The organism is Pseudomonas sp. GW821-FHT07F01 (genome assembly GCF_059418825.1).
This window is the reverse complement of sequence record NZ_JBWKQO010000005.1, coordinates 162292-179768: the sequence shown is the minus strand read 5'-3', so window position 1 is coordinate 179768 and position 17477 is coordinate 162292. Positions and strand designations below refer to the sequence as shown.

At 62.2% G+C, this 17477-nt stretch carries 15 protein-coding genes and 1 other RNA gene; all 16 read right to left on the bottom strand.

What is annotated here, in order from left to right:
* Window positions 1–41: 41 nt before the first annotated feature.
* The 16 genes from ftsZ to rnpB all read right to left on the bottom strand — a co-directional run bounded on the left by ftsZ (window position 42) and on the right by rnpB (window position 17471).
* Window positions 42–1235 carry a cell division protein FtsZ gene (gene ftsZ / locus AC07R1_RS19135; RefSeq protein WP_011063305.1) on the bottom strand — a complete coding sequence of 398 codons (1194 nt, stop codon included), beginning with the start codon at window positions 1233–1235 and terminating at the stop codon, window positions 42–44.
* A gap of 72 nt (window positions 1236–1307) precedes the next feature.
* Window positions 1308–2567 carry a cell division protein FtsA gene (gene ftsA / locus AC07R1_RS19130; protein WP_011063306.1) on the bottom strand — a complete coding sequence of 420 codons (1260 nt, stop codon included), beginning with the start codon at window positions 2565–2567 and terminating at the stop codon, window positions 1308–1310.
* A 14-nt stretch (window positions 2568–2581) separates the two neighbouring features.
* Window positions 2582–3448, bottom strand: coding sequence for a cell division protein FtsQ/DivIB (locus AC07R1_RS19125; protein WP_015636926.1), 867 nt, complete (start codon window positions 3446–3448; stop codon window positions 2582–2584).
* Between the two features lie 4 nt (window positions 3449–3452).
* On the bottom strand, window positions 3453–4409 hold the full coding sequence (locus tag AC07R1_RS19120; RefSeq protein WP_011063308.1) for a D-alanine--D-alanine ligase: 957 nt from the start codon (window positions 4407–4409) through the stop codon (window positions 3453–3455).
* The gene (murC, locus tag AC07R1_RS19115; protein ID WP_011063309.1) at window positions 4406–5860 is read right to left on the bottom strand and encodes a UDP-N-acetylmuramate--L-alanine ligase; all 1455 of its coding nucleotides are present in this window, start codon (window positions 5858–5860) and stop codon (window positions 4406–4408) included. The genes AC07R1_RS19120 and murC overlap by 4 nt, the downstream gene beginning before the upstream one ends.
* Window positions 5853–6923 (bottom strand): undecaprenyldiphospho-muramoylpentapeptide beta-N-acetylglucosaminyltransferase, encoded by a 1071-nt coding sequence (gene murG / locus AC07R1_RS19110; protein ID WP_065365214.1) that lies wholly within the window; start codon window positions 6921–6923, stop codon window positions 5853–5855. Before murG ends, murC begins: the two co-directional genes overlap by 8 nt.
* Window positions 6913–8130, bottom strand: a complete 1218-nt coding sequence (ftsW, locus tag AC07R1_RS19105) for a putative lipid II flippase FtsW (RefSeq protein WP_495110845.1) — start codon at window positions 8128–8130, stop codon at window positions 6913–6915. Before ftsW ends, murG begins: the two co-directional genes overlap by 11 nt.
* Window positions 8127–9473 carry a UDP-N-acetylmuramoyl-L-alanine--D-glutamate ligase gene (murD, locus tag AC07R1_RS19100; protein WP_019093698.1) on the bottom strand — a complete coding sequence of 449 codons (1347 nt, stop codon included), beginning with the start codon at window positions 9471–9473 and terminating at the stop codon, window positions 8127–8129. The genes ftsW and murD overlap by 4 nt, the downstream gene beginning before the upstream one ends.
* A 5-nt stretch (window positions 9474–9478) precedes the next feature.
* Window positions 9479–10561, bottom strand: coding sequence for a phospho-N-acetylmuramoyl-pentapeptide-transferase (gene mraY, locus AC07R1_RS19095; protein WP_011063313.1), 1083 nt, complete (start codon window positions 10559–10561; stop codon window positions 9479–9481).
* A complete protein-coding gene (locus tag AC07R1_RS19090; protein ID WP_015636930.1) occupies window positions 10561–11928 on the bottom strand; it encodes a UDP-N-acetylmuramoyl-tripeptide--D-alanyl-D-alanine ligase in 1368 nt (455 codons plus the stop codon). Before AC07R1_RS19090 ends, mraY begins: the two co-directional genes overlap by 1 nt.
* Entirely contained in the window at window positions 11921–13384 is a 1464-nt protein-coding gene (locus AC07R1_RS19085) for a UDP-N-acetylmuramoyl-L-alanyl-D-glutamate--2,6-diaminopimelate ligase (protein ID WP_495110844.1), read from the bottom strand. Before AC07R1_RS19085 ends, AC07R1_RS19090 begins: the two co-directional genes overlap by 8 nt.
* Window positions 13384–15123, bottom strand: a complete 1740-nt coding sequence (locus AC07R1_RS19080; RefSeq protein ID WP_011063316.1) for a peptidoglycan D,D-transpeptidase FtsI family protein — start codon at window positions 15121–15123, stop codon at window positions 13384–13386. Before AC07R1_RS19080 ends, AC07R1_RS19085 begins: the two co-directional genes overlap by 1 nt.
* Entirely contained in the window at window positions 15120–15413 is a 294-nt protein-coding gene (gene ftsL, locus AC07R1_RS19075) for a cell division protein FtsL (RefSeq protein ID WP_011063317.1), read from the bottom strand. Before ftsL ends, AC07R1_RS19080 begins: the two co-directional genes overlap by 4 nt.
* Window positions 15410–16357 (bottom strand): 16S rRNA (cytosine(1402)-N(4))-methyltransferase RsmH, encoded by a 948-nt coding sequence (gene rsmH, locus AC07R1_RS19070; protein WP_011063318.1) that lies wholly within the window; start codon window positions 16355–16357, stop codon window positions 15410–15412. Before rsmH ends, ftsL begins: the two co-directional genes overlap by 4 nt.
* Complete coding sequence (mraZ, locus tag AC07R1_RS19065) at window positions 16354–16809, bottom strand: division/cell wall cluster transcriptional repressor MraZ (protein ID WP_011063319.1); 456 nt, start codon at window positions 16807–16809, stop codon at window positions 16354–16356. The genes rsmH and mraZ overlap by 4 nt, the downstream gene beginning before the upstream one ends.
* A gap of 308 nt (window positions 16810–17117) precedes the next feature.
* Window positions 17118–17471: RNase P RNA component class A (gene rnpB, locus AC07R1_RS19060), an RNA gene on the bottom strand.
* Window positions 17472–17477 lie beyond the last annotated feature (6 nt).

Genomic DNA, 17477 nt, shown 5'->3' with positions numbered 1-17477 from the left:
TTGCTGAACACCAATCACCCTAATACCCCTGATGCATTCCATCAATCGGCCTGACGACGCAGGAATGCCGGGATGTCCAGGTAGTCCAGATCATCTTGCGGATTCAGCTTCGCCGCGGTCGCCGCGTTCGACTGCGCCTGATTGCGCATGACGGTCGGACGGTCCAGGTCACGGTAGTTCACCGACGGCAGTTCCTGGCGAGCAGGGGCTGGCGCTTGCGACTGGGCGGACATGGAAGTCTGGACGGTGTTGTCGATGACCTTCACAGGCTTCTCGATTTTTGCGCCCAGGCCGGTGGCCACTACGGTTACATGCAGCTCGTCGCGCATGTCCGGATCGATAACGGTACCGACCTTGACCATGGCGTGTTCGGAAGCGAAGGCCTCGATGATGCTACCCACGTCGGAGTACTCGCCCAGGGACAAGTCAGGACCGGCGGTGATGTTCACCAGGATGCCGCGTGCGCCTTCCAGGTTCACGTCTTCCAGCAGCGGGTTGCGAATCGCCGCTTCAGTGGCTTCACGTGCACGGTTCGGACCGCTGGCGCAGCCAGTGCCCATCATCGCCATGCCCATTTCGCTCATCACGGTACGTACGTCGGCGAAGTCGACGTTGATCATGCCCGGACGCTTGATGATGTCGGAAATACCGCGAACGGCACCGGCCAACACGTCGTCCGCCTTGGCGAAAGCCGACAGCAGGCTGGCGTCCTTGCCGAGGATGGTCAGCAGTTTCTCGTTGGGGATGGTGATCAACGAGTCGACGCTTTCGCTCAGCGCGCGGATGCCCTCATCGGCGATCTGCATGCGCTTGCGGCCTTCGAACGGGAACGGACGGGTCACCACCGCAACGGTGAGGATGCCCATTTCCTTGGCCACTTCAGCAATGATCGGCGCCGCACCGGTACCGGTACCGCCGCCCATGCCGGTGGTGATGAACACCATGTTGGTGCCCGCCAGTACTTCAGCGATACGCTCGCGGTCTTCCAGGGCGGCTTGACGGCCGACTTCCGGATTGGCACCCGCACCCAGGCCCTTGGTCACGCCGGTCCCCAGTTGCAGGATGGTCCGCGCGCCGATGTTTTTCAGCGCTTGAGCATCAGTGTTGGCGCAGATGAACTCGACGCCTTCGATGTTGCTCTTGACCATGTGATTGACCGCGTTGCCGCCGCCACCGCCAACACCGATAACCTTGATTACCGGACTTTGCGGGATGTTGTCTACGAGTTCGAACATTTTCCCTCTCCTTTCATTTCTCTAGTTTTTCGCCTACTGCCTACTGCTTTGAAACGGTGTTGCGGTAAATCTTTAGAAGTTGCCCTGCACCCAGCTCTTGATGCGATCGAGCAGTGCCGCCTTGGGCTCGTCGCTGCTGTAGCTGTCGCGGCTGCCGATGCCGGAGAACGAGATGCCGTCGGACTGTTTCTGCAGCCCGTACAGCAGCAAGCCGACACCGGTGGAATAGATCGGGTTGCGCACCACGTCGGACAGGCCCTTGACACTGTGGGGCACGCCCAGGCGAACCGGCATGTGGAAAATTTCCTCGGCCAGTTCCACCGCGCCTTCCATCTTCGAAGTGCCGCCAGTGAGCACGATGCCCGCCGGGATCAGGTCTTCGTAGCCACTGCGGCGCAGTTCGGCCTGGATCAGGGTGAACAGTTCGTCGTAACGCGGTTCGACCACCTCGGCCAGGGCCTGGCGCGAGAGTTCGCGCGGTGGGCGGTCGCCAACGCTTGGCACCTTGATGGTTTCGCCGGCACCGGCCAGCTTGGCCAGGGCGCAGGCGTAACGGATCTTGATTTCCTCGGCGTACTGGGTCGGGGTACGCAGGGCCATGGCGATGTCGTTGGTCACCTGGTCGCCGGCAATCGGAATCACCGCGGTGTGGCGGATCGCGCCTTCGGTGAAGATCGCCATGTCGGTGGTGCCGCCGCCGATGTCCACCAGGCACACGCCCAGCTCTTTCTCGTCGTCGGTGAGCACCGAGTAGGCCGAAGCCAGTTGCTCGAGGATGATGTCGTCGATTTCCAGGCCGCAGCGGCGCACGCATTTTTCGATATTCTGCGCGGCATTCACTGCACAGGTGACCACGTGCACCTTGGCTTCCAGGCGTACGCCGGACATGCCCAGGGGTTCACGCACGCCTTCCTGGTTGTCGATCACGTAATCCTGCGGCAGGGTGTGCAGAACCCGCTGGTCAGCCGGGATCGCCACGGCCTGGGCAGCGTCGAGGACCCGCTCCAGGTCCGCCGAGCTGACTTCACGGTCGCGAATCGCCACGATGCCGTGGGAGTTCAGGCTGCGGATGTGATTGCCCGCCACACCGACGAACGCCGAGTGGATACGGCAGCCCGCCATCAGTTGCGCCTCTTCCACCGCACGCTGGATCGACTGCACGGTGGATTCGATATTCACCACCACGCCCTTCTTCAGGCCGCGGGAAGGATGGGTGCCGATGCCGACGATTTCCAGCGAGCCATCGGCCGCGACTTCGCCCACCAGCGCCACAACCTTGGAGGTACCGATATCCAGGCCGACGATCATTTTGCCGCTTTGCACATTTGCCATGGTCCTGCCTCTTCTTAATTCTTCGCGACGGCAGGTTGCGCCGTCGTGGGTGCCGCCGGATCGCGCCAGCCAACGGCCAGGCCGTTGGCGTAGCGCAGATCGATGCGCGCGATGTTCGTGATCTGTTCTTTCAGCGTTTTTTCATAAATGGCAATGAAGCGGCGCATCTTCTCCACCAGGTGATCGCGGCCCAGGAGCAGTTCGATACCCGGGCCGGCACTGCCGGCGCCGGTGGTCAGGAACCAGCTGCCGCGCTCGCGCAGCTCCAGACGGGCGATCGAAAAGCCCAGCGGCCGCAGCATCTGGCTCAACACCTGATACTGCTGCATCACTTGCTGCTGGGCCCGCTGCGGCCCGAACAACTGCGGCAAGTGCTCATAGTTCGCCAGTTCACGCGGGGTGAAGGCCTGGCCCTGGTTGTTCAACAGCGCTTCGTCGCCCCAGCGGGCCACCGGCAGTTGTTCTTCCAGGCGAATCACCACTTGGTCCGGCCACACCCGACGTACCTCGGCGTGGGCGATCCAGGGCATCTGCTCCAGCTCGGTGCGCATGCTCGCCAGGTCGATGGTGAAGAAGCTCGCCGCGACATAAGGCGCGATCCGCTGCTGCACCGCCTGCTGGCTGATGTAGCTCAAGTCCCCCTGCACCGCGATCTTGGTGATCGGGCGGTCGGCGTACGGCAGCAGGCGCTGGGCCCCTTCGTAGGTGCCAAACCCCAGAGCCACCAGCAGCACCGGCCAGAACAGGCTTTTCAGAAAGCCGAAGTTGGCTTTCGGCAGGCGCGCCGACATCGGCTCTTTGGCCACCATTCGGCTGGCACCCCGCGGCACCGGCTTGCGGCCGGGTGCGGGTTGCTGATGACGAAGCGACGCGCCTTGCATGGACTTAACCTCTCGCCTCAAGACTGGCTGCCAGGATGGCCAATACCAGTTGCTGGAAATCCAGGCCGGCCGCGCGGGCCGCCATCGGAACCAGACTGTGATCGGTCATGCCCGGAGCGGTATTCACTTCCAGGAACCAGAACTGCCCCTGGGCGTCCTGCATCACGTCGGCACGTGCCCAACCGGCGATACCGAGCGCCTCACAGGCTTTCGCCGTGAGTTCCATGAGTTCCTGTTCCTTGGAGCTGTCGAGCCCGCACGGGATCCGGTACTGGGTATCGGAAGCCAGGTACTTGGCGTCGTAGTCGTAAAATGTGTGGGGAGTGCCTAGGGCGATGGGTGGCAGCACCTGGTCACGCAGGGTCGCGATGGTGAACTCCGGACCCTGGATCCATTGCTCGACCAACACTTGCGAATCGTAGGTACTGGCCGCCTTCCATGCGTCGATCAATTCGGACGCGGAAGTCACCTTGGCCATACCGATACTGGAGCCTTCATGAGCCGGTTTGACGATCAAAGGCAGGCCCAGTTCCGCCACCGCGGAAATACAATCGGCCTCGGAGCTCAATACGGCGTGGCGCGGCGTCGGAATGCCCAGGCTGTGCCAGACCTGCTTGGTACGCAGTTTGTCCATGGCCAGGGCCGAAGCGAGGATGCCGCTGCCGGTGTAAGGAATCCCCAGGCACTCCAGCAGCCCTTGCATGCTGCCGTCTTCACCGCCACGACCGTGGAGAATGATGAAGGCACGATCGATCTTCTCGCTCAAGAGACGTTGCAGCAGATCATCGCCGACGTCGATGCCGAAGGCGTTCACACCGCCGCTCTGCAGCGCTTCAAGCACGGCCTTGCCGGACTTGAGCGACACTTCGCGCTCGGCGCTCTTGCCACCGTAAAGAACGGCGACGCGACCGAAATCGCTCGGTTTCACCGTAGAGAACAGGTTGGCGTAGGCAGCGGTCATTTCGCCCCCTTGCCAGCGGCTACAGCACCGGCGAACAGCGGGCTGCCGAGCAGTTTTGGCGCCAGGCCACCGATGTCACCGGCACCCTGACACAGCAGGATGTCACCGGCGCGCAGCAACGGCTTGACCAGCGGTGCCAGGTCGACCCCACGCTCGATGTAGATCGGGTCCAGTTGGCCACGCTGACGGATGCTGTGGCACAACTGACGGCTGTCGGCGCCCGGGATCGGCTCTTCGCCGGCCGGGTAGACCTCCATCAGCAGCAATACGTTGGCATCGGCCAGTACCTGCACGAAGTCGTCGTACAGGTCGCGGGTACGGCTGAAACGGTGCGGCTGGTAGACCATCACCAGGCGGCGTTCCGGCCAGCCACCGCGCACGGCCTTGATCACCGCAGCGACTTCGGTCGGGTGGTGACCGTAGTCGTCCACCAGCATCACGTTGCCCCCTTCCACCGGCAGTTCGCCATAGACCTGGAAGCGTCGGCCCACACCCTGGAAGCCCGACAGGCCCTGGACAATGGCTTCATCGCTGATGCCTTCGTCGGTGGCGATACAGATGGTCGCCAGGGAGTTCAGCACGTTGTGGTTGCCCGGCATGTTCACCGACACGTCCAGCGGCTCGCGGTCGCGACGCAGTACGGTGAAGAAGGTCTGCATGCCTTGCTGGCGTACATTGATGGCGCGCACGTCGGCTTCTTCGCTGAAGCCGTAGGTCACGGTCGGACGCTTGACCTGCGGCAGGATCTCGCGCACCACCGGATCGTCCAGGCACATCACCGCCAGCCCGTAGAACGGCAGGTTGTGCAGGAAGTCGACAAAGGTTTTCTTCAGTTTGTTGAAGTCACCGTCGTAGGTCGCCATATGGTCGGCGTCGATGTTGGTGACCACAGCCACCAGCGGTTGCAGGTGCAGGAAGCTGGCATCGCTTTCGTCGGCTTCGGCAATCAGGTAACGGCTGGTGCCCAGTTGTGCATTGGTGCCCGCTGCATTCAGCCGCCCGCCGATGACGAACGTCGGGTCCAGGCCGCCAGCGGCGAATACCGAGGCCAGCAGGCTGGTGGTGGTGGTCTTGCCGTGGGTGCCGGCCACGGCCACGCCGTGACGGTAGCGCATCAGTTCGGCGAGCATTTCCGCCCGTGGCACCACTGGAATACGCCGTTCCAGAGCAGTGGCGACTTCCGGGTTGGAGGTGTTCACGGCGCTGGAAACCACCAGCACATCGGCATTGGCAGCGTTCTCGGCGCGGTGGCCGATGAAAATCTGTGCGCCAAAGGACTCCAGGCGCTCGGTAACCGGCGATGCCTTGAGGTCGGAACCGGAAACCTGGTAGCCCAGGTTCAGCAGCACTTCAGCAATCCCGCACATGCCCACGCCGCCGATACCGACGAAGTGGATGCGGCGGATGCGGCGCATTTCCGGCTGCGGCATGGCTTTCTGATTTTCAACCATGGGCCACCTCCAGGCAGATATTCACTACGTCGTGGGTGGCGCCGGGCTTGGCCAGGCGGCGGGCGGCCTGGGCCATGTTGTCGAGTCGTTCTGGTTGCATCAAAACCTCTGTCAGGCGAGCGGCAAGGTCCGCAGCACCAGTCGTTCTTTGCGGCATCAGGAAGGCAGCACCTTCACGAGCCAAATATTCGGCATTGCGGGTCTGGTGGTCGTCGATCGCGTGGGGCAAAGGCACCAGCATCGAGGGCAGACCGGCGGCAGCCAGTTCGCTGACGGTCAACGCGCCTGCGCGACAGACCACCAGGTCGGCCCAGCCATAGGCTTGGGCCATGTCTTTGATAAAGGGCTGCACCTGCGCCTCGACGCCGGCGGCGCGATAGCGCTCTGCAGTGACTTCATCGTGGTTTTTGCCGGCCTGGTGGAACACCTCCGGGCGCAGCTCGGGGGCGACCTGTGCCAAGGCTTCCGGCAACAGCTTGTTCAACGGCTCTGCGCCCAGGCTTCCGCCCAGGATCAGCAAACGCGCCTTGCGTCCGGCCAGGGCCTCGCGCGGTGTTTCGAGGAACAGTTCGGTGCGTACCGGGTTGCCCGTGGTGCGCCGGCTTTGCGAGGCACCGAAGGTGTCCGGGAAAGCTTCGCAGACTCGGGCAGCCAACGGCACCAGCAGCCGATTGGCGGTACCGGCCACGGCGTTCTGTTCGTGAACGATGACCGGCACCCCGGACAACTTCGCGGCAACTCCACCAGGGCCGGTCACATAACCGCCAAAACCCAGGACACAGACCGGCTTCAACTGGCGAATGACCCGCCACGCCTGGAGCACGGCCTTGATCAACACGAACGGCGCCTTGAGCAGGGACAGCTTGCCCTTGCCCCGCAAACCGCTGACGTTGATCAGGTGCAACGGCAACCCGGCCGCAGGCACCAGATCGTTTTCGATGCCACGTGGGGTGCCTAGCCAGTGCACGGTGTAGCCACGGGCCTGGAACTCGCGGGCGCAGGCCAGTGCCGGGAACACGTGGCCTCCGGTGCCGCCGGCCATGATCAGGACATTAGCGCCCATGGCTCGGCTCCTCGGCGAAGTCACTTTCATTGAACTCCATCTCTTCACTGCCCAGGTGGGTCCTGCTCTCCCATTCGATACGCAGCAACAACCCCAGACAGGCGCAGCAGATCACCAGCGAGCTGCCGCCATAACTGAGGAAAGGCAAGGTCAGGCCCTTGGTCGGCAACAGGCCGACGTTCACCCCGATGTTGATCAGGAATTGACCAATCCACAGGAACGACAGGCCGTAGGCGACATAGGCGGCAAAGAACTGCTTGGCCTTTTCCGCCCACAGGCCGATGTACATGCCGCGGATACAGACAAAGACGAACAGCGCCACCGTGCACAGCGAACCGACGGCGCCCAGCTCTTCAGCCAGTACCGAGAACACGAAGTCTGTGTGGGCCTCCGGCAGGTAGAACTGTTTCTGCACGCTGTTGCCCAGGCCGACGCCCAGCCACTCGCCGCGACCAAAGGCGATCAACGCCTGGGACAGCTGGTAGCCGGCACCGAACTGGTCGGCCCAGGGGTCGGCGAAGTTGGTCAGACGTGCCATACGATAGGGTTGCATCTGGATCAGCAGCACCACCGCGGCAACCGCCAGCACCACCATCAGGGAAAACCGGAACAGCCCGACCCCTCCCAGGAACAGCATGGCCGCAGCGGCGCCCATCATTACGACAGTGGCGCCGAAGTCCGGCTCCATCAGCAGCAGGCCAGCCATGGGCAGCAGCACGATGAACGGCTTGAAGAAGCCCATCCAGCTCTCGCGCACTTCTTTCTGGCGCCGCACCAGGTAACCGGCGAGGTAGATCACCACGAACACCTTGGCGATCTCGGAAGGCTGGACGTTGAAAAAGCTGAAGCCGATCCAGCGCATCGAACCGTTCACTTCCCGGCCGATCCCCGGAATGATCACCATCACCAGCAGGCCAAAAGCACCGATCAGCATCAACCAGCCCAGGCGCTGCCAGGTGGCGATCGGGATCATCATGGTGACGATGCAGGCCCCCAGGCCCAGCAGGATGTAGATCAGGTGGCGAATCATGTAGTACAGGGCGCTGCCCGACTGCGCCGCCGCCACTTCAGTGGAGGCCGAGGCAATCATGACCAGGCCCAGGCCGAGCAGGGTCAGGCAACCGGCGAGCATCGGGAAATCGAGATCGATGCCCCGACCGGTGATGATCGGCGATGGATAGGGCTTGATGATGTTTCTCAGGTTCATGCCAGTTCCTCCACAACGCGGACGAACTGGTGGCCACGGTCTTCGTAGTTCTTGAACATGTCGAAACTGGCGCAGGCCGGCGACAGCAGCACCACATCACCGGGCTGGGCAGTGGCGCGGCATTGCTCCACGGCTTCCTGCAGCGAGCCGACACGAATCAGCGGCACGGCGTCACCGATGGCTTCGCCGATCTGATCGGAGTCGCGCCCCATCAGGATCACCGCGCGGCAGTTGGCCGCCACCGGGCCGCGCAGATCCTTGAAGTCGGCGCCCTTGCCGTCACCACCGGCGATCAGCACGATCTTGCCTTCGATGTCGGCGCCAAGGCCTTCGATGGCCGCCAGGGCGGCGCCCACGTTGGTGGCCTTGGAGTCGTTGTAGTACGCCACGCCATCCAGGTCGCGAACCCATTGGCAGCGATGCTCGAGGCCGGCGAAGGTGCGCAGCGCCGCGAGCATGGCGTCGAACGGCAAGCCCACTGCATGACCCAGGGCCAAGGCTGCCAGGGCGTTGGACTGGTTATGGGCGCCGCGGATCTTCAGCTCGCGCACGGGCATCAGGTTCTGGAACTCGAAGGCCAGGTACTTCTCACCGTCCTCTTCGCGCAGGCCGAAGGCCTTGAAATCAGGCTTGCTCAAGCCGAAGGTCCAGCATGGCAGGCCTTCACCGATCAATGGCCGGGTCAGAGCGTCCTGACGGTTGAACACCACCTGCCGGGCGCCACGGAAGATCCGGTGCTTGGCCAGGTGGTAGGCCGGCAGGCCGCTGTAACGGTCCATGTGGTCTTCGCTGATGTTGAGCACGGTGGCCACTTCGGCGCCCAACTGGTCGGTGGTCTCCAGCTGGAAGCTGGACAGCTCCATCACGTACAGCTCGACGTCATCGCTGAGCAGGTCCAGGGCCGGGGTCCCGAGGTTGCCGCCGACCGCCACGCGCTTGCCCGCCGCCGCTGCCATCTCGCCCACCAGGGTGGTCACGGTGCTCTTGGCGTTGGAACCACTGATTGCCACGATCGGTGCCTTTGCGTTACGCGCGAACAGCTCGATATCACCGGACAATTTCACCCCACGGGCAGCAGCAGCCTGCAGGGCCGGGGTCGCCAGGGCCAGGCCAGGGCTCACGTAGAGTTCGTCGGCACGGCACAGGAAGTCCACGTCCAGCTCGCCACAACGCACCTCCACCTGCGGGTAGTCACGCCGCAGCGTGGCCAGCTCAGGTGGATTTTCCCGCGTATCGGCCACCGCAAAGGCAACGCCCCGGCTCGCCAGGAAGCGAACCAGGGACATGCCGCTCTTGCCGAGGCCGACAACGATGCGGAAGTGGTCAGAAGCGATCAGAGACACTCGTTCTACCTCAGCTTCAGGGTGGCAAGGCCGATCAGCACCAGAATCACGGTGATGATCCAGAAACGGACGATCACACGCGGCTCGGGCCAGCCCTTGAGTTCAAAATGGTGGTGAATCGGCGCCATGCGAAACACACGGCGGCCGGTCAACTTGAAGGAGGCAACCTGGATCACCACGGACAGGGTTTCCATCACGAACACGCCGCCCATGATGAACAGAACGATTTCCTGACGGACGATGACCGCGATAGTGCCCAGGGCCGCGCCCAGTGCCAGGGCGCCAACATCACCCATGAACACCTGCGCCGGGTAAGTGTTGAACCACAAGAAGCCCAGGCCCGCGCCAATCAGCGCACCACAGAAGACAATCAGCTCTCCCGCCCCCGGTACATAAGGAATCAGCAGGTATTCGGCGAACTTCACGTTACCCGACAGGTAGCAGAAGATGCCAAGCGCACCGCCCACCATTACCGTCGGCATGATCGCCAGGCCATCGAGGCCATCGGTCAGGTTGACCGCGTTGCTCGAACCGACGATGACGAAATAGGTCAGGACCACGAAGCCGATGCCAAGGGGAATGCTCACGTCCTTGAGCATCGGGATCAGCAGAGTGGTTTCCACCGGACTCTGGGCAGTCATATAAAGGAAGATCGCCGCGCCCAGGCCGAACACCGATTGCCAGAAATACTTCCAGCGGCTGGGCAGGCCACGGGAATTCTTCTCGATCACCTTGCGATAGTCGTCGACCCAGCCGATGGCGCCAAAGGCCAGGGTCACCAGCAGCACGACCCACACATAGTGGTTGCGCAGGTCGGCCCACAGCAGGGTGCTGATACCGATGGCCGAGAGAATCAGCGCACCGCCCATGGTCGGTGTGCCCGATTTGGACAGGTGAGATTGCGGACCATCGTTACGCACGGACTGGCCGATCTGGCGGTTCTGCAGAGTGCGGATCATCCACGGACCCAGGCACAGCGCCAAAGACAGCGCGGTCAGTACCCCGAGGATCCCGCGCAGGGTCAGGTACTGAAAGACCGCGAAGCCTTTGTAGAACTGTTGCAGGTACTCCGCTAGCAGCAGCAGCATCAATGTTTCTCCGTACTGGAGCCGCACAAAGCCGCGACGATGTTTTCCATCACCGCGCTGCGCGATCCTTTGATCAAAATGGTGGTATTTGGGTCTTGCTCGACGCCCAGGGCGGCAATCAGGTCAGCCTGGCTGGCGAAGTGGCGTGCGTGCTCGCCGAAGGCGGCAACGGCATGAGCCATCATCGGGCCTACGGCGTAGAGGGCCGAAACCTTGCCAGCGGCATATGCACCTACTTCGCGGTGCCCCTGCTCCGCCCACTCGCCCAACTCGCCGATGTCTCCGAGCACCAGGACGGTGCGGCCGGAAAAGCCGGCGAGTATATCAACGGCGGCGCACATTGAGGTGGGGTTTGCGTTGTAAGTGTCATCAATGACCCGCATGCCGTTCTTGGCCAGTTGGGCGACGGTACGCCCCTTGACCGGCTGCACCGCATTCAGGCCGGTGACGATGCCGAACAGCGAGACGCCCATGGCGTGGGCCGCGGCTGCCGCAGCCAGGGCATTGGCAACGTTATGGGTGCCCAGCAGGTTCAATTGCACCGCCTCCACACCCTTGGGGCTGTGCAACTTGAAGGATGGGCAGCCACGGGCATCGCGACCGATATCGGAGGCAAAGAAATCGGCAGAACTGTCAGTCAGCGCGAAGCTCAGCACCTGACGGCCGGCAGCACGGGCCTTCCAGATAGGGAAAGCCTTGTCGTCCAGGTTGAGCACGGCGATCCCGGCGCTATCGAGGCCTTCCAGGATTTCCCCCTTGGCCTCGACAATCTTCTCCGGCCCGCCAAACTCACCGACATGAGCGGTGCCGGCGTTGTTGATGATCGCTACGTGGGGGCGAGTCATGGCCACGGTGTAGGCAATCTCGCCGATGCGCGAAGCGCCCAGCTCTATCACTGCGGCTGTGTGTTCCGGGGCCAGTTCCAGCAGGGTCAGGGGCGCACCCAGGTCATTGTTCAGGTTGCCCCGAGTGGCGTGTACCGGACCACGGGTGCGCAGGATGCTGGCGAGCATTTCCTTGACCGTGGTCTTGCCGCTGGAGCCGGTTACCGCAGCGACCGGGCGGCTGAACGCGGCGCGATTGAGCGCACCCAACTGCCCCAGCGCCAGGCGAGTGTCCTTGACCAGCAGTTGCGGTAGCGTGCTGTCGGGAACCTCACGTTCAACCAACGCCGCCACGGCGCCCTTGGCCGCCACTTCATTCAAGTAATCGTGGCCGTCAAAACGTGGGCCGGTCAGAGCAATAAACAGTTGGCCGGCCTGAATCGCCCGGCTATCGATACTGACGCCGCTAAAACGAGCATCGCCCGCGATCAGGCGGGCGTCCAATGGAGCCGAGACTTCACTGAGTTGCAGGGCTTTAAGCATGGCCCACCTCCCACGCGGTCAAGGCTTTGTCCGCCTCGGCGAGATCAGAAAAATCATGTCGCTGGCCGTTTATTTCCTGGTAATCCTCATGGCCTTTACCGGCCAGCACCACCACGTCATCGGCCGACGCGGAAGCGATCAGGCGAGCAATGGCCAACCCGCGACCGGCTACGAATTCCACCTTTTCTGCCGCGCTGAAGCCGGCACGAATATCGTCGAAGATTTGGGCCGGGTCTTCGCTGCGTGGGTTGTCATCAGTCACCAGCACGCCGTCGGCCAGACGCTCGACCACCTCAGCCATCAACGGACGCTTGCCGCGGTCCCGGTCGCCGCCACAACCGAACAGGCACAGCAGGCGGCCCTTGGCATGCGGACGCAGGGCCAGCAAGACTTTTTCCAGGGCATCCGGGGTGTGGGCGTAATCCACCACCACCAGCGGCTGAGTACCGCCACCCAGGCGCTGCATGCGTCCGGCGGGGCCTTCAAGCTTGGGCAGGACCGCAAGAATTTCGTCCAGCGCGTATTCAAGACCCAACAACGCACCTACCGCAGCCAGCACGTTGCTCAGGTTGAAGCGCCCGAGCAGGCAACTGCGCAGGTGGTGCTCACCCTGCGGGGTCACCAGGGTCGCGCGCACGCCATCATCGTCAAAACGCGCTTCGCGGCAGTACAGATAAGCAGCGGCGTCTTCGAGGCTGTAAGTGATCAGTCGTGACTCATGTTTGTCCGCCGCCAGTTGCCGGCCAAAATCGTCGTCGAGGTTGATCACCCGGCAACGCAGGTCGTTCCAGGCAAAGAGCTTGGCCTTGGCTGCGCCATAGGCTTCCATGGTTCCGTGGTAATCCAGATGGTCACGGGACAGGTTGGTCAGCACCGCCACATCGAAAGCCAGTGCCGCCACGCGCCCCTGATCCAGGCCATGGGACGAGACCTCCATGGCCACCGCCTTGGCTCCTGCATTCTTCAGGTCTGCCAGGGTGGCCTGCACGGCAATCGGGTTCGGCGTGGTGTGCATCCCGCTTTGCAGCGCGCCATGAAACCCGGTCCCCAGGGTACCTACCAGGCCACAACGCTGGCCCAGCAGGTCCAGGGCCTGAGCCACCAGTTGGGTAACGCTGGTCTTGCCGTTGGTGCCGGTCACGCCCACCAGGTTCAACTGGCGGCTCGGGTCACCATAGAAGCGCCCGGCTATGTCCGACAGCTGCGCCGCCAGGCCCTTGACCGGAATCAGCGGTACATCGGTCAGCGGCAACACAGTTGCCCCTTCCACTTCATAAGCCACCGCGGCAGCGCCGCGCTGCAGGGCATCGGCAATGTGCGCACGCCCATCGAACTTGGCGCCGGGCACCGCAAGAAACAGGTCCCCGGCCCGCACGTTACGGCTGTCCAGGGTCAACTCACGAATCAGCAGGTCGTGACCGGCGTGGGCGAAAATCTTGTTCAGGCTAAGAGACATCAGCCGCGCCCTCCATTGGCTCGTACAGGGGTGCCGGATGCGGCGTTGGCCTGCTGCGTGGTCGGCAGGTTGTCCGGGGTGATGTTCATCAAGCGCAGGGTGCCGGACATCACTTTGCTGAACACCGGCGCCGATACCAGGCCACCGAAGTAACCGGCTTTGCTCGGTTCGTCGATCACCACCACGATGGCGTAGCGTGGATCACTCATCGGACCGAAGCCGGCGAACAGCGAGCGGTAGGAGTTCTCGGCGTAGCCCTTGGTACCCACCGAAGTCTTGCGCGCAGTACCACTCTTGCCAGCCACGTGATAGGCCGGAACCTGTGCACGGAATACTCCGCGCGGGGCCTCGATCACTTGCTGCAGCATGCCCTGCATGGTCTTGGCGACATTTTCCGGAATCACCTGGGTGGTCTGCGGAGTCTTGTCGGACTTGATCAGTGTCAGCGGCGCAATACGGCCGTTGTTGGCCAATGCGGAAAAGGCGTGCACCAGCTGGATCGCGGTCACCGACAGGCCGTAGCCATAGGACAGGGTCGCGGTTTCCGCCTTGCGCCATTCGCGGTAGTTCGGCAGGTTGCCGACCCGCTCACCAGGGAAGCCGAGCCCCGTGTCCTGGCCCAGACCGATTTTCTGTGCCAGGCGGAAAATGGTTTCGCCGCCGATATCGAAGGCCACCTTACTCATGCCGACGTTACTGGAGTTGATCAGGATGCCGGTCAGGTCGAGTACCGGACCTTCGGTCTTGGAAACGTCACGGATGGTGTATTTGCCCAACTGCAGGGTGCCCGGGTAGACCTCGACGGTATCGCTGGGCTTCCAGCGTCCGGTTTCCAGTGCGGCACTCATGGAGATCGCTTTCATGGTCGAGCCAGGCTCGAACACGTCGATCATCGCGCGGTTGCGCATCATCGCCGGCTGCAGGTTGCGCCGGTTGTTCGGGTTGTAGGTCGGCTGGTTGACCATGGCCAGGATCTCGCCGGTCTTCACGTCCATGATCACCAGGCTGCCAGCCTTGGCACCGTTCTCGACGATGGCGTTGCGCAGCTCGCGGTTGGCCAGGTATTGCAGGCGCAGGTCAATCGACAACGCCAAGGGCTTGCCGGCCTTGGCGTTCTTGGTGACCTGGACGTCCTTGATCAGCCTGCCGCGCCGGTCCTTGATCACCTGGCGCTTGCCCGGAACCCCTGCGAGCCATTCGTCGTAGGCCAGTTCCACCCCTTCGCGACCGCGGTCGTCGATATCGGTGAAACCCACCATGTGCGCGGTTACTTCGCCGGCTGGATAGAAGCGTCGGAACTCCTCGATGCCATAGACACCGGGGACCTTCAGATCCAATACGGACTGGCCCTGTTCAGGCGTCAGGCCTCGGACCAGATAGATGAACTCTTTATTGGCCTGGGCTTCAAGCCGCTCGGCCAGGGCTTTCGGGTCTTGGCCAAGTGCCATGGCCAGCGCCGGCCAGCGATCCTTGGCCAGCTGCATTTCCTTGGCATTGGCCCAGAGGGTGGTCACGGGCGTACTGACGGCCAGCGGCTCGCCATTGCGATCGGTGATCAGACCGCGGTGCGCGGGAATCGGAATGTGCCGGACACTGCGTGCATCGCCCTGCCCCTTGAGGAAGTCACGGTCGACCACTTGCAGGTCGATGATGCGCCAGGCAATCGCCGACACCATGACCGCCAGCAAACCCAGCACTACACGGAAACGCCATGGATAGAGCGCGCCTTCGAGCTTCATGGCGCCACCATGCGAACTTCGGCCGCGCCGGGAATGTGCATTTTCAATTGTTCGGTGGCCAGCACTTCAATGCGGCTGTGAGCAGTCCAGGTGCTTTGCTCAAGAATAAGACGGCCCCATTCGGCCTGGGCTTTGTCACGCACGCTCAACTCGCCGTACAGCGTATTGAGCAACTGACGGTTCCAGTGGGCGCTGTAGGACACCGCAATCGCGGAAACCAGAACGCCGACGAATAGCAGGAACATGAAAAAGCTTCCGCCCGGAAGTGGCTTGGCGAAAAGCTTGCTCACCGAAGCTTCTCCGCGACGCGCATGACGGCACTGCGGGCACGCGGGTTGGCCTTGAGCTCTGCCTCGGAGGCGAACTGCGCTTTGCCATGGATCTTGATTTTCGGCACAAAGGCTTCGAAACGTACCGGCAGATTGCGCGGCAGGTTGTCCGATTCGCCCTTGACCAGACGACGCATGAACAATTTGACGATGCGGTCTTCCAGGGAGTGGAAGCTGATCACCACCAGGCGACCACCCACTTCCAGGGACTCCAGTGCAGCTTCAAGGCCAGCCTCGAGATCACCCAGTTCATTGTTGACGTGAATGCGCAGCCCCTGGAAAGCACGGGTAGCCGGGTTCTTGCCCTTCTCCCAAGCCGGGTTGGCGACTTTCAACACTTCAGCCAGATCGGCGGTACGCTCGAACGGCTGGATCTCGCGGCGCTCGACCACGGCTCGCGCCATGCGACCGGAGAAACGCTCTTCGCCGTACTCCTTGAATACCCGGGCAATTTCCTCTACCGGAGCGGTGGCGATGAACTGCGCAGCACTGATGCCGCGAGTCGGGTCCATGCGCATATCCAGCGGGCCGTCATTGAGAAAACTGAAGCCGCGCTCAGGGTCGTCCAGCTGCGGCGAAGACACCCCCAGATCCAGCAGGACACCGCTGACCTTGCCCGCCAGGCCGCGTTCGGCAACTTCCGAACCGAGCTCGGCGAAACTGCGCTGTACAACGACAAAGCGGCCGTCTTCGGCCGCTAGCGCTTGCCCGGTGGCAATCGCCTGGGGATCCTTGTCGAATCCGAGGAGGCGCCCCTGGGGCCCGAGCTTGCTGAGAATCAGCCGACTATGCCCGCCACGCCCGAAGGTGCCATCCAGATAGCAGCCATCAGGACGTACGGCGAGAGCCTCGACGGCTTCGTCAAGCAGTACGGTGATGTGGTTAAAGCCGCTATCAATAGTCACAGGATCAAATCACGCAGTTCATCAGGCATGGCGCCCGGTTGTTGAATAGCTGCCAGGTCCGCTGCGGAAACAGCATTCCAGGCATCCTCGTCCCACAATTGGAACTTGTTCAGTTGGCCCACCAGCATTGCGCGCTTATCCAACTTGGCATATTCACGCAGGCGCGGCGGCACCAGAAAACGACCACTGCCATCGAGTTCAAGATCGACGGCGTTACCAATCAGCAAACGCTGCAAACGACGGTTCTCTTCGCGAAGAGAAGGCAGTGCGCGCAGCTTGGTTTCAATCAGTTCCCACTCATCGAGGGGGTAAACACACAAACAGGGATCAACGGCATCGATGGTGACGATTAACTGCCCGGAACTTCGCGAAACGAGCTCGTCACGATACCGGCTCGGCATGGCGAGACGGCCTTTTGCATCGAGACTGATAGCGTTAGCTCCGCGAAACACGTCAGCGTTTCTCCAAATTTTAGCGTTTTGCGCTCAAAAAACCCACTTCATGCCACTTTCCGCCACTTGCGCACACTATAGGAATGCGCCCACACCACCGTCAAGGCGCGCGGCGACGGAAAAGCCTTATAGAACGGAGATTTAGGAGACTTAAAGGAGAGGTAACGAGAATTCGAAGGGTGTTTCAGAGCATCAACTTCCGACAGCTCAATAAGCTGCAGCGCGAAGTTAAAGTAATTTATTAAGAGTAAGATTTTTTCGGTATTACAAAAACGCTTCTGCTATTGATTCAAGCAGGGAGGGAAAAGGTGGAGAGTCGATCTGTAAGCCGGGTTCTGTCGAGGACAGTCATTCCTCTACGATGGCCATCACTGGACATCTTTAGCAACCTACCCGGTTCCAGCGCGGGCCACGCCTTGGAACCCTATTTGGTCTTGCTCCGAGTGGGGTTTACCTAGCCACGAACTGTTACCAGACGTGCGGTGCGCTCTTACCGCACCTTTTCACCCTTACCGGCACCGAAGTGCTTAGGCGGTTATTTTCTGTGGCACTTTCCGTAGGCTCACGCCCCCCAGGCATTACCTGGCACTCCGCCCTATGGAGCCCGGACTTTCCTCCCCCCTCTAATTTTCATAGAGGGCAGCGACTGTCCAATCGACTCTCCGCCG

Excerpts from the sequence above, each read along its gene's own strand:
- mraY (WP_011063313.1), bottom strand. The coding sequence starts at position 10,561 with ATGCTGCTGCTGCTAGCGGAGTACCTGCAACAGTTCTACAAAGGCTTC.
- murC (WP_011063309.1), bottom strand. The coding sequence starts at position 5,860 with ATGGTTGAAAATCAGAAAGCCATGCCGCAGCCGGAAATGCGCCGCATC.
- AC07R1_RS19125 (WP_015636926.1), bottom strand. The coding sequence starts at position 3,448 with ATGCAAGGCGCGTCGCTTCGTCATCAGCAACCCGCACCCGGCCGCAAG.
- ftsW (WP_495110845.1), bottom strand. The coding sequence starts at position 8,130 with ATGAACCTGAGAAACATCATCAAGCCCTATCCATCGCCGATCATCACC.
- AC07R1_RS19085 (WP_495110844.1), bottom strand. The coding sequence starts at position 13,384 with ATGTCTCTTAGCCTGAACAAGATTTTCGCCCACGCCGGTCACGACCTG.
- AC07R1_RS19090 (WP_015636930.1), bottom strand. The coding sequence starts at position 11,928 with ATGCTTAAAGCCCTGCAACTCAGTGAAGTCTCGGCTCCATTGGACGCC.
- AC07R1_RS19080 (WP_011063316.1), bottom strand. The coding sequence starts at position 15,123 with ATGAAGCTCGAAGGCGCGCTCTATCCATGGCGTTTCCGTGTAGTGCTG.
- ftsA (WP_011063306.1), bottom strand. The coding sequence starts at position 2,567 with ATGGCAAATGTGCAAAGCGGCAAAATGATCGTCGGCCTGGATATCGGT.
- ftsZ (WP_011063305.1), bottom strand. The coding sequence starts at position 1,235 with ATGTTCGAACTCGTAGACAACATCCCGCAAAGTCCGGTAATCAAGGTT.
- AC07R1_RS19120 (WP_011063308.1), bottom strand. The coding sequence starts at position 4,409 with ATGACCGCTGCCTACGCCAACCTGTTCTCTACGGTGAAACCGAGCGAT.
- murG (WP_065365214.1), bottom strand. The coding sequence starts at position 6,923 with ATGGGCGCTAATGTCCTGATCATGGCCGGCGGCACCGGAGGCCACGTG.